Source organism: Achromobacter sp. ISS7 (assembly GCF_056523125.1).
Genome location: NZ_JAWRZD010000001.1, coordinates 2,510,775 through 2,525,711 on the forward strand (window position 1 = coordinate 2,510,775; position 14,937 = coordinate 2,525,711).

The 14,937-nt window shown below is 68.3% G+C and carries 13 protein-coding genes; 11 read left to right on the forward strand and 2 right to left on the reverse strand.

Annotated elements, in window-relative coordinates; translation table 11 throughout:
* Together AC1HFW_RS11345 and AC1HFW_RS11350 are read left to right on the forward strand one after the other, a co-directional pair.
* The gene (locus AC1HFW_RS11345) at nt 1-1,524 is read left to right on the forward strand and encodes an amidase (protein ID WP_479283360.1); all 1,524 of its coding nucleotides are present in this window, start codon (nt 1-3) and stop codon (nt 1,522-1,524) included.
* Between the two features lie 99 nt (nt 1,525-1,623).
* A complete protein-coding gene (locus AC1HFW_RS11350; protein WP_479283362.1) occupies nt 1,624-1,950 on the forward strand; it encodes a 7(1) septoil knot domain-containing protein in 327 nt (108 codons plus the stop codon).
* 15 nt (nt 1,951-1,965) lie between these two features.
* Here AC1HFW_RS11350 and AC1HFW_RS11355 read toward each other — a convergent pair whose 3' ends face one another.
* Nucleotides 1,966-2,517 (reverse strand): hypothetical protein, encoded by a 552-nt coding sequence (locus AC1HFW_RS11355; protein ID WP_479283364.1) that lies wholly within the window; start codon nt 2,515-2,517, stop codon nt 1,966-1,968.
* A gap of 467 nt (nt 2,518-2,984) precedes the next feature.
* Nucleotides 2,985-3,995: a hypothetical protein gene (locus AC1HFW_RS11360; protein WP_479283366.1), complete on the reverse strand. Its 1,011-nt coding sequence runs from the start codon at nt 3,993-3,995 to the stop codon at nt 2,985-2,987.
* A gap of 358 nt (nt 3,996-4,353) precedes the next feature.
* Between AC1HFW_RS11360 and AC1HFW_RS11365 the strand changes: the two genes are divergently transcribed.
* From AC1HFW_RS11365 to AC1HFW_RS11405, 9 genes are read left to right on the forward strand one after another with little or no spacing between them, the layout of a single operon-like run.
* The gene (locus AC1HFW_RS11365; protein ID WP_479283368.1) at nt 4,354-5,337 is read left to right on the forward strand and encodes a LysR family transcriptional regulator; all 984 of its coding nucleotides are present in this window, start codon (nt 4,354-4,356) and stop codon (nt 5,335-5,337) included.
* The gene (locus AC1HFW_RS11370; RefSeq protein ID WP_479283370.1) at nt 5,334-6,809 is read left to right on the forward strand and encodes a SidA/IucD/PvdA family monooxygenase; all 1,476 of its coding nucleotides are present in this window, start codon (nt 5,334-5,336) and stop codon (nt 6,807-6,809) included. Before AC1HFW_RS11365 ends, AC1HFW_RS11370 begins: the two co-directional genes overlap by 4 nt.
* Entirely contained in the window at nt 6,806-7,780 is a 975-nt protein-coding gene (locus AC1HFW_RS11375) for an ABC transporter permease (RefSeq protein WP_006395652.1), read from the forward strand. The genes AC1HFW_RS11370 and AC1HFW_RS11375 overlap by 4 nt, the downstream gene beginning before the upstream one ends.
* Entirely contained in the window at nt 7,777-8,694 is a 918-nt protein-coding gene (locus AC1HFW_RS11380) for an ABC transporter permease (RefSeq protein ID WP_479283373.1), read from the forward strand. Before AC1HFW_RS11375 ends, AC1HFW_RS11380 begins: the two co-directional genes overlap by 4 nt.
* Nucleotides 8,691-9,704, forward strand: coding sequence for an ABC transporter ATP-binding protein (locus tag AC1HFW_RS11385; RefSeq protein ID WP_006395654.1), 1,014 nt, complete (start codon nt 8,691-8,693; stop codon nt 9,702-9,704). The genes AC1HFW_RS11380 and AC1HFW_RS11385 overlap by 4 nt, the downstream gene beginning before the upstream one ends.
* A complete protein-coding gene (locus AC1HFW_RS11390; RefSeq protein ID WP_479283375.1) occupies nt 9,701-10,813 on the forward strand; it encodes an ABC transporter ATP-binding protein in 1,113 nt (370 codons plus the stop codon). The genes AC1HFW_RS11385 and AC1HFW_RS11390 overlap by 4 nt, the downstream gene beginning before the upstream one ends.
* Nucleotides 10,814-10,844: 31 nt before the next feature.
* Entirely contained in the window at nt 10,845-12,416 is a 1,572-nt protein-coding gene (locus tag AC1HFW_RS11395) for an ABC transporter substrate-binding protein (protein ID WP_006395656.1), read from the forward strand.
* 10 nt (nt 12,417-12,426) lie between these two features.
* On the forward strand, nt 12,427-13,734 hold the full coding sequence (locus AC1HFW_RS11400) for an acyl-CoA thioester hydrolase/BAAT C-terminal domain-containing protein (RefSeq protein ID WP_479283377.1): 1,308 nt from the start codon (nt 12,427-12,429) through the stop codon (nt 13,732-13,734).
* A gap of 23 nt (nt 13,735-13,757) precedes the next feature.
* On the forward strand, nt 13,758-14,927 hold the full coding sequence (locus tag AC1HFW_RS11405) for a CMD domain protein (protein WP_479283379.1): 1,170 nt from the start codon (nt 13,758-13,760) through the stop codon (nt 14,925-14,927).
* Nucleotides 14,928-14,937: the final 10 nt, after the last annotated feature.

Here is a 14,937-nt window from a genome sequence, read left to right on the forward strand (position 1 = left end):
ATGACCCTGGACGATTCCCTCGTCTCGTTATCCGCGGTGGAACTGCGGCGCCTGATCGGCGCGCGCCAACTGTCGCCGGTGGAACTGCTGGAGGCGTGCATCGCGCGCATCGAGGCGGTCAACCCCTACATCAACGCCGTCACCGCCACCGCCTTCGAGCGCGCCCGCATCGAGGCGCGCGCCGCCGAACGGGCGGTGATGGCGGGCGACGCGCTCGGCCTGCTGCACGGGCTGCCGCTGGGCGTCAAGGACCTGGAACCCACCGCGGGCCTGCTCACCACCTTCGGCTCGCCGATCTATCGCGACCACGTGCCGGCCGAGGACGTGACGCTGGTGGCGCGCCTGCGCCGCGCTGGCGCCATCGTGGCGGCCAAGACTAACGTGCCGGAAATGGGCGCGGGCGCCAACTCGCGCAACACGGTGTGGGGCGCCACCGGCAACCCGTTCAACCCGAATCTCAATGCCGGCGGCTCTTCCGGCGGCTCGGCCGCGGCGCTCGCCAGCGACCTGTTCCCGCTGTGCACCGGCTCGGACACCGGCGGTTCGCTGCGCATCCCCGCCGCCAAGTGTGGCGTGGTGGGTTTCCGGCCCTCGCCGGGCGTGGTGCCCAGCGTGCGCAAGCCGCTGGGCTGGACGCCGATCTCGGTGGTCGGCCCGATGGGCCGCACCGTGGCCGACGCCTGCCTGCAGATGGCCGCCAGCGCCGGGCCCGACGCCGGCGATCCGCTCAGCTATCCGCTCGATCCGCTGCAATTCCTGGCGCCCGGCGCGGCCGACCTGGGCCGCCTGCGCGTGGCCTATACCGAAGACTTCGGGCTGTGCGACGTGGACGACGGCATCCGCGCCACCTTCCGCGCCAAGATCGCCGCCATGCGCCATCTGTTCGCGGCCTGCGATCCCATCGAGATCGACTTCGGCGAGGCCCACCGCTGCTTCGACGTGCTGCGCGCCGAGGCCTTCGTGGCCGGCATGCGCGACGCCTACGAGAAAGACCCGGCCAGCCTCGGCCCCAACACCCGCGCCAATTTCGAGATGGGCGCGGCCATGAGCCTGAAGGATTGCGCCTGGGCGCAGGCCGAGCAGACCCGCTTGATCAAGCGCTTCCAGCGCGCCTTCGACGGCTACGACCTGATCCTGTCGCCGACCACGCCGGTTTCGCCATTCCCGTGGACGCAGCTGTATGCCGAGGCCATCAACGGCAAGCGCCAGGAGAACTATTACCGCTGGCTGGCGCTGACGTACGTGATCACGCTGACCACGCATCCGGCGCTGACGCTGCCTTGCGGGCGGGATCACAAGGGCATGCCGTTCGGCCTGCAGATCGTGGGGCGGTTCCGCGGGGATCGCGAGGTGCTGGCGGCGGCGCAGGGGATGGAGTCGGCGTTCGCGGGCCACGCGGAACTGCAACGGCCGCTGCCGGACCTGGCGGCGCTGAAGCCGGCGGAGCCGGCGCTGACGTCGATCGTGACGGCGCCGCCGGGGGTGACGCGGGGACCATCGGCCGCCGAAGTTTCGGCAGTATAGGCAAGACCGTCCCCCTCCAGACGCGCACGGCACGGGGGCGGACTCGGGCATAATCCCCCCCGCCCGCCGGCCTGGCCCGGCTTTGAAAAAACACCGCTCATGCGCGCTCTGCCCCACGCCCTTCTTGCCTGCGCCCTGCTGGGCGCCGCCTTCGCCGCGCAGGCCGGTGATGTCGACAAAAGCCGCTGCACCTACAAAGGCATCCCGCTGCATGGCAAGGTCAAGATCGTCAGCGCGTTTCCCGACATCCGCGTCAAGGTGGTCGACGCCTTCGCCGATATCCGGGTGAAAAAAGTCAGCGCCTTCGCCGACCGTTGCGGGGAATGGAAGATCGTCGATGCCTTCCCGGACTTCAAGATCCAGTTGGTGGACGCGTTCCCCGACGTAACGGTCAAATGGGTGGATGCGTTTCCGGGTACCGACTGACCCAGGGCCACCGCATCAGCGCTGGCCAGCAGCCCGGGGAGGCGCGCAGCAGTGGGCGGTGTCGATCACGCGGCCGCGGCAGGCCGCCAGCATGGGGGGGTTCCTGCACAACAGCGCGCTGGCCGGCAGCGTGAACTGGAAGCCCCCATCGAGCATGCACAACTGTGCGGCGGCGATATCGTTGAGCAACATGTCGTCGCCCGGCTCGATGACCGAGGCGTAGCCGCACGCCCGCATGGCTTGCTGCACGCCCTGTACATCAACGTCCGCGCGGGTCCATTGCTCATAGGCCGGCGGGCGTTGCCTCGCCGGGGACACCGATGTGCCTTCCGGGCGCGGGCAGGCCGCCAGTTGCGGATGGGCGTCGCAATAAGCGTGGCGCTCCCGGTAGACGAACCCCTTGCCGAGCATGCACTGCTCGCCCCGCGCATAGGCATTGTTAGTCATGATCGTGCCGTCGACATGGCTGGAATTGGGGTAGCCGCAATCGAGCAAGGCACTACGCACGCCTTGCTGGTCGACTCCGGCCTTGGCCCACAGTTGGTACAGCGGGGGTGGAGGCTGCATCGGCCGGCCATGGATGCAGGCGCTCAAGCCCAGACAGAGCAGTGCCGCCAGCGGCTTGCATAGACGGGCGCGGTAGTTTGTGTCGGCCCGTATGTCACGGCGCTGGCCCGCGCTATAAAGCGCGGCAAGCCATGCATTCCGTACCGGTCGTTGCCTCTCCATGCCGCTCCCATACAAGTCGCCAGGGCCGAACCGCCAGGCGAGGCGTAATGCTATTGCAATTTCCGACTTTGCTGTCGGAGGGAAGCGCGTGGCGCGGTCTCGCCAGACTGGCAATCTTCCGATGAGGGACGGTACCGCAGAAGGTGGCGCGCGCCGGCTTCAGGAGGTGTTCCAGCAAGGCCCGCCTGCCCGTCGCCAGCCACGTGATGCGCTCAAACAAGGCATAGTGACCGCGCTGCCCAAGGCAGGCGCCATCATCATCGGGACGACTGTCCCAAGCCCCAACGGCATGACGCGCATGACACTCACGATCCCGCGGCACGGCGCGCTGGCTGGCCCGGTCGCGCGGCAGGCTTGTCCTGGGCGACAGGTGGCGGCGGCGCCCCAAAGCAAACGCCCTCCCGGATCAGGCAGTCCGTCCAGGCGCGGAAAAATATGCCAACTTGTGCGGGCGTTATCTGGGCCACCTGGATCAAGCCCATTACGGCCACGGCGATGCCAATCAACGTAAAACGTCGCTGCGTGCGGGATTCGAACGCCGCCTCTTGCGCTTGACGCTGTACGCGCGACGCCTCGGAAACGCGTTCCAGTTGCTCCACCAGTTCACGGCTCAGTTCGCGCAACAACAGGCGCTCCCGGATCAGCCCATAGATTTGCCCGACTTCCAGGGTAAATGCGCGGGCAGGCATATCGAAATAGGATGCGGCCAGGAAGTGCGAAATATCCTCATGCATGTGTTCCAGCGCGGCCCGCTCCCTGCGGCGACTCAGTCCGGCAAACTCGGCGATCGCGTTTTCCAGCACCCGATGGCAGGCCAGTCCGAGCATATGCATCACCAACGCACGCGCAGGCCGTGCGCCCATATCCGTCTCCGGGCAACGGACCGCCAGCCCCACGCCGTCCGTGGCAACCGACAGACCTCCCACCGGCCGATAGCAATCTTCGACCAGTGTTTTGGTTCCGCGCAGGAATTGCGAAGCCACGCTCAACAAACGCTCGGGCGCCATGTTCGACCACAGGAATTTTCCCGCTGTCTTGGGCGCATCTCCCCCGAGGCTGGCCAGCCTTTCCGCGCAGCGAAATGCGGCCCTCTGGGATTCCGGGATGTCCCAGTCGGCGCCACCGGGCAAGGGCACATACAGCAGCGTCACCTCGCGCTTCGTGTCCGCGAAGAACCTGACCGCGTGACAGTCACTGCCCGCAATCGTGACATGAACCGCGTCTTGATGGATCGGTTTGAGCAGGTACTGCCCGGGTAAGGGCTGTTCCGTCGTTTTTGCGTTGATCCTGTCGACGAAATACAGAACGCCTTGCATCACGGTTCCTTTGATTGTGTTGACGTGCGGTCCGCCTTGACCGAGGGGCCCGGCGCGGCGGAGCCCCGTGTGGTAGCGGCCATTTTTGGTCAGTCAAAGATACATTTTGAATTATTCTAACAAAGTAAAAAACCACGCCGGCATTCCCGGACAGGCACCGAGACAACGATGGCGACCGCGCCTGCCACTTGCCATGGGAATGGGTTCTCTCCTCAAACACCCCTAAGTCTTTGAAATAACTCACAGTAATGAAAGGGCATAAGGAAATCCCCATTAGGGAATTTGCTTATGCCCTTTAATTATTTGCCGAGCGCATACTCGATACGCAAGAATTCGTCCTTGGCATAAAGCAAGACAGATGGAACTTCGTCAACTCGAGGCCTTCGCGGCCGTCATGTCCACGGGCAGCGTCACCGCTGCCGGGCGTCTGCTTGGCCGTTCGCAACCCGCGATCAGCCGCCTGCTGCAGGAACTGGAGGCCGAGATCGGCTATGCCCTGTTCACCCGCAGCGGGCCGCGCGTGACGCCGACCGAGCAGGGTTTCCTGCTCTATGACGACGTCGAACGCGCGCTTTCCAGCCTGCGCCAGATCCGCGACCGGGCCGAGGAAATCGCCCGCGGCCAGGCCCAGCCGCTGCTGCTGGCGGCCACCTCGGCACTGGCCGCCGGCCTGGTGCCCGCCGCTCTCAAGCGCATCGAGGCGCAAGCCAGCGCCCCCGCGCCGCGCATCGAACTGCGCAGCGCCTCGCCCGAACGCGTAGTGCACGCCGTGCTGAGCGGCACGGCCCAGCTGGGCGCGACCAGCCTGCCGCTGGAACATCGCGGCCTGACGGTGCACTGGATCGGCCAGGCGCCCTGTGTGGTGGCGCTGCCGGAAGACGATCCGGCCGCGCGCCATGACGTGGTGCCGGTGGCCGAGCTGGCCGGGCGCCGCGTCATCACCATGGCCAACCCCTACCGCCTGCGCCGGCGCCTGGACGCGGCGCTGCCGCCCGGCGGCCACGCGCTTGGCGCCATCGAAACCAATTCGTCCGTCAACGCCCTGGCCGCCGTGCGCGCCGGCCTGGGCGTGTCGGTGCTGGAACCCATTACCGCCTACGGCGCGCCGATGGCGGGCGTGGCGATCCGCCCGATCGACCTGGACATTCCCTTTTTCTTCGGGGTCATCACCTCGCAGTCGCAGCCCCTGACGCCGGCCTGCCAGGCCATGGCCGATGCCCTGGCGCAGGCCGCCGCGCAGCTGCTGCCCGGCTTCGTGCTGCACGACGCCTGCCAGCACGGCGCGCTGCTGCAGTCGATCTACGGCGATGACACCCCTCTTACGGATACGCCCGCACTATGAATCAACCCCTCGCCCCCGCCCCGCAAGGCCTGGCCGCGCTGGAAGCGCGCCTGCGCCAGGACCTGTCCTGGCTGGAAATCCCGGCCAAACAGTGGGTCACGCCGCGCCTGGTGGACGGCCAGCCGGTGCTGGACGTGGCCGTCATCGGCGGCGGCATGGCCGGCCTGGCCGCGGCGGCCTCGCTCACGCACCTGGGCATCGTCGCGCCGATCTTCGACCAGTCGCCCGAAGGCTATGAAGGCCCGTGGGCCACCACCGCGCGCATGGAGACCCTGCGTTCGCCCAAGCAGCTGACCGGCCCGGCGCTGGGCCTGCCGGCGCTGACTTTCCGCGCCTGGTTCGAAGCGCAGTTCGGCAGCGATGCGTGGGACGCGCTGGACAAGATCCCGCGCCTGCAATGGATGGACTACCTGCGCTGGTACCGCCGCGTGCTGAACCTGGACGTGCGCAACCAGCACCGCGTGCTGGCCGTGCTGCCGCGCGCCGACCAGCTGGTGCGGCTGGACATCGAGTCGCCCGCCGGCCGCCAGACCGTGCTGGCGCGCCGCGTGGTGCTGGCGACCGGCCGCGACGGCCTGGGCGGCGCCTACGTGCCGGACTTCGCGCGCAAGCTGCCGCGCGACCGCTGGGCCCATTCGTCGGACGTGCTGGACTACGCCACCCTGGCCGGCAAGCGCGTCGGCGTGGTGGGCGCGGGCGCGTCGGCCATGGACAGCGCCGCCACCGCGCTGGAAGCGGGCGCGGCCAGCGTCGACCTGCTGATCCGCCGCAACGACATTCCGCGCATCAACAAGGGCAAGGGCGCGGGCAACCCCGGCCTGACCCACGGCCACCTGAACCTGCCCGACGACTGGAAGTGGAAGATCCGCCACTACATCAACGCCGCCCAGGTGCCGCCGCCGCGCGGCAGCACGCTGCGCGTGTCGCGCCACCCGAACGCCCGCTTCAACCTGGGCTGTGGCGTGCAGGACCTGGCGCTGGTCGATGACGCCATCCGCGTCACCACGCCCAAGGGTGTCTTCACGCTGGACTTCCTGGTGTTCTCGACCGGTTTCCGCATCGACTGGACCGTGCGTCCGGAATTCGCCGCGCTGGCGCCGCACGTGCGCGCCTGGGGCGACCGCTACACCCCCGCCGCCGGCGAGGAAGATCAGGAGCTGCACGACTCGCCCGACCTGGGCGCGGCGTTCGAACTGCAGGAAAAGACGCCGGGCGCCTGTCCCGGCCTGGACCGGGTGCACTGCTTCTCGTACCCGGCCGCGCTGACCCACGGCACCGTGTCCGGCGACATCCCCGCCATCAGCGAAGGCGCCAAGCGCCTGGCGCAAGGCATCGCCGGCCTGTTCTACCGCGAGGACGTGGCGACGCATTACGCCAACATGGAAGCGTTCTCGGAACCCGAAGTGTTCGGCGACGAATGGACGCCGGCCCCGGCGCCCGGCGCGGCCCAGCAAGCGGAGACCGCGCAATGACCGGCTGGCTGCTCCGCCGCTTGGCGCAAGCCGCGGTGGTCGTGTTCCTGATGACGCTGATCGTCTTCGTCGGGCTGCACGCCATCGGCAACCCCGTCGACATCCTGATCGGCCAGGACGTCGACCAGGTCGACCGCGCCCGCATCATTGCCGAACTGGGGCTGGACAAGCCCCTGTGGCAACAGTACCTGGGCTTCCTGAACGGGGCGCTGCACGGCAACCTGGGCAACAGCTTCGTCTACAACATCCCCGCCGTCGAGCTGGTGATCCAGCGCCTGCCGGCCACGCTGGAACTGGCCATCGCCGCCCTGCTGCTGGCGGTGATCATCGGCCTGCCGCTGGGCCTGCTGGCCGGGCTGTATCCGGACAGCCGCTTCTCCAAGCTGGTGATGGCGGGCAGCATCGTCGGTTTCTCGCTGCCGACCTTCTGGGTCGCGCTGATGCTGATCATGACCTTCAGCGTGTCGCTGGGCTGGCTGCCTGCCAGCGGCCGCGGCCAGACGGTGGAGTTCCTGGGCTTCCAGTGGTCGTGGCTGACCGCCGACGGCTGGCGCCACCTGATCCTGCCGGCGCTGAACCTGTCGCTGTTCAAGATCTCGCTGGTGATCCGCCTGACCCGCGCCGGCGTGCGCGACGTGATGCCGCTGGACTTCGTCAAGTTCGCCCGCGCCAAGGGCCTGTCGCCTTTCCGGGTGGTCTGTGTGCACGTGTTGCGCAACACCATGATCCCGCTGGTGACGGTGCTGGGCCTGGAGCTGGGCTCGACCATCGCCTTTGCCGTCATCACGGAAAGCATCTTCGCCTGGCCCGGCGCCGGCAAGCTGATCCTGGACAGCCTGAACGCGCTGGACCGCCCGGTGATCGTGGCCTACCTGATCGTGGTGGTGTGCCTGTTCGTGACGCTCAACCTGATCGTCGACATCCTGTACAAAGTGCTGGACCCGAGGGTGCGGCTGGAGGCCTCGGCATGAGCGCTGTTTCCACTCCCAACCCGAGTCCCATCCTGAAGCGCGAATCGCCCTGGCGCCGCAACCTGCTGGAATTCCTGTCGTCCAAGACGGCGGTGTTCGGGCTGGTGATCGCCACCCTGCTGATCCTGGCCGCCATCCTGGCGCCGTGGATCTCGCCGCAGAACCCGTATGACCTGCTGCAGATCGACGTGCTGGACGCGCGCCTGGCGCCGGGCACGATGAACGGCCTGAACACCTTCCACTACTGGCTCGGCACCGACGGCCAGGGCCGCGACCTGCTTTCCGGCATTCTCTACGGCCTGCGCATCAGCCTGATGGTGGGCGTGGGCTCGGCGCTGATCGCCGGCGTCATCGGCACGCTGCTGGGCCTGCTGGCGGCCTACGCCGGCGGCAAGGTCGACGCGCTGATCATGCGGCTGGTGGACCTGATCCTGTCGTTCCCGTCGATCCTGGTGGCCATGATGATCCTGGCCTACCTGGGCAAGGGCGTGGGCAACGTGGTGCTGACGCTGGTGATCCTGGAATGGGCCTACTACGCCCGCACCGCGCGCGGCCAGGCCCTGGTCGAGCGCCGCCGCGAGTATGTAGAGGCGGCGCGCTGCCTGGACATCCCGAACTGGCGGATCATGCTCAAGCACATCCTGCCCAACTGCCTGCCGCCGCTGATCGTCATCGGCACCCTGCAGATCGCGCGCGCCATCACGCTGGAGGCCACGCTGAGCTTCCTGGGCCTGGGCGTGCCCGTGACCGAACCGTCGCTGGGGCTGCTGATCTCCAACGGCTTCCAATACATGCTGTCCGGCGAATACTGGATCAGCTTCTACCCCGGCATCGCGCTGCTGGTCACCATTGTCGCCATCAACCTGGTGGGCGACCGCCTGCGCGACGTGCTGAACCCGAGGACCCACAAATGAGCGCCGCCCGCCCCGTCGCGGCCCCGGCCGCCCCCACCCTGGAAGTGCGCAACCTGCGCACCCACTTCTTCACCCGCGCCGGCACCCTGCCCGCCGTGGACGACGTGTCCTTCACGCTCGAACGCGGCAAGATCCTGGGCCTGGTCGGCGAGTCCGGCTCGGGCAAGTCGGTCACCGGCTTTTCCATCATGGGCCTGGTGGACGCCCCCGGCCGCGTGGTCGGCGGCCAGGTGCTGTTCCAGGGCCGCGACCTGACCCAGCTGGCCCCGCGCGAACTGCGCAAGCTGCAGGGCAACCGCATCGCCATGATCTTCCAGGATCCGATGATGACGTTGAACCCCGTGCTGCGGGTCGACGTGCAGATGATCGAAACGGTGCGCGCCCACAACAGCATGAGCAAGTCGCAGGCGCGCGAACTGGCCCGCGACACGCTCGGCATGATGGGCATTCCCAGCCCGGAAGAGCGGCTGCTGGCCTACCCGCACCAGTTGTCCGGCGGCATGCGCCAGCGCGTGGCGATCGCCATCGCCATGCTGCACCGCCCCGACCTCATCATCGCCGACGAGCCGACCACCGCGCTGGACGTCACCATCCAGGCGCAGATCCTGTCCGAAGTGCAGAAGCTGGCGCAGCAGCACGGCACCAGCCTCATCTGGATCACGCACGACCTGTCGGTGGTGGCGGGCCTGGCCGACGACGTGGCGGTGATGTATGCCGGCCGCATCGTCGAGCACGGCAAGGTCGACGACGTGCTCGACCGTCCGCAGCATCCCTACACGGTGGGCCTGATCGACAGCCTGCCCAGCAACAACCAGCGCGGCCAACGCCTGCGCCAGATTCCCGGCATGACACCCAACCTGCTCACCCTGCCCGCCGGCTGTGCCTTCGCGGCGCGCTGCGCGCGCGCCACGGCGCAATGCGGCCAGCAGCCCGCCATCACCGACGTGCTGCCCGGCCATCAGGTGCGCTGCTTCCACCCGTCGCGCCAACTGGGCGAGGTGACGGCATGAGCCAGACGACGATTCCGGATACCCGCGACGGCGCCAACGCGGCGGCGCCCGCAGGCATCGCAACGGGCGGCAGCGTGCAAGCCACGGCCCACGCCGATGACCGCGCCAACGCCACCCCGCTCATCGACCTGCGCCAGGTCAGCAAGCGCTTCGGCGAACGCCCCGTCGGCGCCGCCGGCCGCGCCCTGCAGCGCCTGGGCCTGTCCAAGCCGCCCGCCATCACCCGCGCCGTCGATCATGTCGACCTGCTGGTGCGCCCCGGCGAAGTGGTCGGCCTGGTCGGCGAGTCCGGCTGCGGCAAGTCCACGCTGGGCCGCATCGCGGCCGGCCTGCTGACGCCGTCCGGCGGCGAGGTGCTGATCAACGGCCAGCGCCCCGCCGACATGACGCCGGCGCAGGCCCACGCCGCGCGCCTGAAGGTGCAGATGATCTTCCAGGACCCGTACGCCAGCCTCAACCCGCGCCTGCGCGTGGACGAGATCGTCGGCGAAGCGGCGCGCATCCACGGCCTGGTCGGCAACGGCGACTTCGACGACTACGTCAGCGCCCAGCTGCAACGCGCCGGCCTCGATCCGGCCCTGCGCCAGCGCTACCCGCACCAGTTCAGCGGCGGCCAGCGCCAGCGCATCGGCATCGCCCGCGCCCTGGCGGTGCAGCCGTCGATGCTGGTGTGCGACGAGGCCGTGGCCGCGCTGGACGTGTCGATCCAGGCGCAGATCCTGAACCTGTTCATGGACCTGCGCGAACAGCTCAACCTGACGTACCTGTTCATCAGCCACGACCTGGGCGTGGTCGAGCACCTGTCGGACCGCGTGGTCATCATGTACCTGGGCCGCGTGGTCGAGACCGCGCCGGTCGAGGAAGTGTTCCGCCGCCCCAACCATCCCTACACCCAGGCGCTGCTGGCCGAGATCCCCAACCTGAAATCGCGCCACAAGACCTTCACCGCCATCAAGGGAGAGATTCCCAGCCCGCTGAATCCGCCCGGCGGCTGTCACTTCCACCCGCGCTGTCCGCATGCGATGGCGCGCTGCAAAACCGAGGTTCCCACCCTGAAGGGAATCGCCATCAACCACCTGAGCGCCTGTCACCTGAACGACATGGCCTGAAAGAAGTTCCCCCTCACCAAGGACCCCGAACATGAAACGCCTGATTCTCTCGACCCTGACCGCCGCCATCCTGGGCGCGTCCGCCGCGGCCTCGGCCGACAACCTGTCGATCGGCTTTGCCGATCCGCTGTCCTCGCTCGACCCGCAACTGAACAACCACGCCGGCGACCGCTCGGTGGCCCTGCACTTCTGGGACCTGCTGATCGAGAACAAGTGGAACAAGCTGCAGCCCGGCCTGGCCGTGAGCTGGAAGCCGCTGGACAGCACCACCTGGGAATTCAAGCTGCGCGAAGGCGTGAAATGGCAGGACGGCACGCCGTTCACCGCCGACGACCTGATCTATTCGTACACCCGCGCCCGCGCCGTGCCCGGCAGCGTCGCCACCTACGCCGGCTACCTGCGCACCATCGACACGATGACCGCCAAGGACCCGCTGACCCTGATCGTCAAGACCAAGGCGCCCAACCCCGACCTGCCGCTGAACCTGGCCTCGGTGCACGTGGTCAGCAAGCACGTCGGCGAAAAGTCGACCACCGAAGACTACAACTCGGGCAAGGCCATGGTCGGTACCGGCCCCTACAAGTTCGTCTCGTACACCCCCGGCGACCGCGTCATCATGGAACGCAATGACGGCTACTGGGGCGAGAAGGCCACCTGGGACAAGGTCAACTACCGCTACATCAACAACGCCGCCGCCCGCACCGCCGCGCTGCTGGCCGGCGACGTCGACGTGATCGACAAGGTCTCGGTGTCCGACCTGGCCAAGCTGCAGAAGGCCTCCAACATCTCGGTCTACCCGTACGACGGCCTGCGCGTCATGATCCTGCAGCCCAGCTTCAACCCCGCCCCCAACCAGTACATCACCGACAACAACGGCAAGCCGCTGGACAAGAACCCGCTGCTGGACGTGCGCGTGCGCCAGGCGCTGAACCTGGCGATCAACCGCAAGGCCATCGCCGACCGCATCCTGCAAGGCGCCGCCACCGAAGCCAACCAGTGGATGCCCAAGGGCACCTTCGGCTACAACCCCGACGTCAAGGACATCCCCAACGACGTCGAGAAGGCCAAGAAGCTGCTGGCCGAGGCCGGTTTCCCCGACGGCTTCAAGCTGACCATGCACGTGCCCAACGACCGCTACCCGCAAGGCCCGGAAACGGCCCAGGCGGTGGCCCAGTTCTGGACCCGCGTCGGCGTCAAGACGCAAGTGGAAGTGGTGCCGTGGGCCGTGTACTCGGGCCGCGCCAACAAGAACGAATTCGCGGTCAGCATGCTGGCCTGGGGCAACGGCACGGGCGAAGCCAGCTACGCGCTGGTCAACATCCTGGCGACCGTGGACGCCAAGAAGGGGCTGGGCGCCTCCAACTGGGGCCACTACAGCAACGCCAAGGTCGACGCCGCGCTGGACCAGTCCACCTCGGAATTCGACGTGGCCAAGCGTGAAGCCATCCTGCGCGACTCGGTCAAGCTGGTGTCCGACGACGTCGGCATCATCCCGCTGTACCACTACAAGAACATCTGGGCCACCAAGAAGGGCCTGAAGGTCACCCCCATGACCAGCGACCGCACCGCCGCCATGATGGTCACCAAGGACTCGGGCAAGTAAGGCGCGCATCATGGTTCCTACCCTGAGCATCCAACCCGCCGACGCGCTCATCGACGTGCCCCGCCATATCCGGGTCGAGCACGTCGCGCCCGGCCAGACGGTGGAGATCACCGCCCTCACCCGCCGCAACGGCGTGCTCTGGCAAAGCCAGGCCGCCTTCGTCGCGGGCGAGGACGGCGTGGTCGACCTGAGCCGCGACGCGCCCGTCTCGGGCGACTACAGCGGCGTCGCGCCCATGGGCCTGGTGTGGTCGCAGGCCCCCGTGGACTCGTCCAGCCGCGAGCACTTCAACCATCCTGTGACCGAAGCGCTGGTCACGGAAGTGGTGGCGCGCGCCGCCGGCGCGCAGAGCATCGCCCGCTTCACCCAGCGCCTGGCCGCGGACGGCGTCACCCGCCAGGAAGTGCGCGAGGAAGGCCTGGTCGGCACGCTCTACCTGCCGCCCGGCGCCACCCCTGGCTCGCATCCCGCCGTGCTGATCCTGAACGGTTCCGGCGGCGGCATCAACGAACCGCGCGCCGCGCTGTACGCCTCGCGCGGCTACGCCGCCTTCGCGCTGGCCTACTTCAAGGCGCCCGGCCTGTCGGACTACATCTCCAACACGCCGCTGGAGTACTTCCAGACCGGCCTGCGCTGGCTGCGCAGGAAGGTCCAGCCCAAGCACGACTTCGTCGCCATCAGCGGCCAGTCGCGCGGCGGCGAGCTGGTGCTGCTGCTGGGCGCCACCTTCCCCACGGAAGTCTCGGCCGTCGTCGCCTACGTACCCGGCGCCGTGGTCCACAGCGGCCAGAACGCCTGCGACCCCAAGATCGGCCGCGAAGGCCCGACCTGGCTGCTGGGCGGCAAGCCCCTGCCGCACGTCTGGGAAAACAACCGCACCGCCACCTGGGCGCCGTTCGATGAAGGCCCGTCGCCGCACCGCCACGAAAAGGCCATCCTCACCGCGCTGCAGGACACCGACGCCGTGGCCCGCGCCCGCATCAAGGTCGAGGACATCCAAGGCCCGGTGATGCTGCTGTCGGCCACCGACGACGGCTCGTGGCCGTCCAGCCTGTACTCGAAGATGGTGCAGGACAAGCTGGCCGAAGTGAAGCACCCGTACCCGGTGCAATGGCTGGACTACGAGAACGGCGGCCACTCGATCCTGTTCCCCTACGTGCCCACCACGCAGCTGGTCTACGCCCACCCCGTGTCCGGCAAGATCAGCACCAGCGGCGGCAACCCCAAGGACAACGCGCGCGCCGACCAGGAATCCTGGGAAGGCGTGCTGAAGTTCCTGGACGCCGCGGTCAAGGCGCGCGGCCAGGCCGCCCGCTGAACGATATCCAAGGAGACTTTCCCATGGCACAACAACCCATCGTCTATGACGCCGCCCGCGACCTGGTGGACCAGCTCGTCGGCCTGAAGGCCGACAGCGCCACCTACGCCGTGCGCCACCAGCGCGACAAGGTCGCCGCCGCCACCCAGGGCAGCTACGACGCGCTGTTCGACCCGGCGCTGGCCGGCCTGACGCTGGCCGAGCGCCTGCTGGTCGCGCTGTATGCCGCGCGCCTGACGCCGTCGCCGGCGCTGGCCGCGCACTATCGCCAGCGCCTGGTCGAAGCCGGCGCCAGCGCCGCCGACATCCAGGTGGCCGAGTCGGGCAAGCCGGCGGACGCCGCCGACCCGCGCCTGGCCGCCATCCTGGAATTCACGCGCAAGCTGATCGAAAAGCCCGTCGAAGGCGACGAAGCCGCGCTCAAGACGCTGCCGGCCGCCGGCGTCTCCACGCCTGCCGTGGTGACGCTGTCGCAACTGGTGGCGTTCCTGTCGTACCAGGTGCGCCTGGTCGCCGGCCTGCAAGCCATGACGGCCCTGGAAGCCAAGCCCGCCGCGGCCGGCAACCCGCCCGCGCCCTTCCCCGCCAACACCGCCGCCACCGAACCGGGCGCCGTCATCAAGGCCCACGGCTTCACCAACGAAGTGCTGGAATGGAAGGCCTGGCTGGACGTGGTCCAGGTCGACAGCGCCACGCCCGAACAGGTCGCCGTGCTGGAAGAAAGCCACCCCAAGGCCAAGGTCTCGGATTACTACCTGTTCCTGGTGCACCAGCCCGAAATCCTGCGCCAGCGCTCCACCGCGTTCAACGCCATCATGTACGCGCCCGGCGGCCTGTCGCGCGCCGAGCGCGAGCTGGGCGCGACCGTGGTGTCGCGCGTCAACGGCTGCGTGTACTGCGCGTCGGTGCACGCGCAGCGCTTCGAACAACTGGCCAAGCGCAATGATGTGATCGCGCAGGTGTTCGAGGACCCGGCTACCGCCGGCACCACCACGCGGGAACTGGCGATCGGCAAGTTCTCGATCCAGATCACGGAGGCGCCGGCTTCGGTGGATGCGGCGAGCATCCAGGCGCTGAAGGATGTGGGCCTGAGCGATGGCGAAGTGCTGGACCTGCTGCACTCGGACGCGATCTTCGCGTGGGCCAACCGCTTGATGTTGAACCTGGGCGAGCCGGTGGTCGTGCAGGTCTGACGACCGCGCG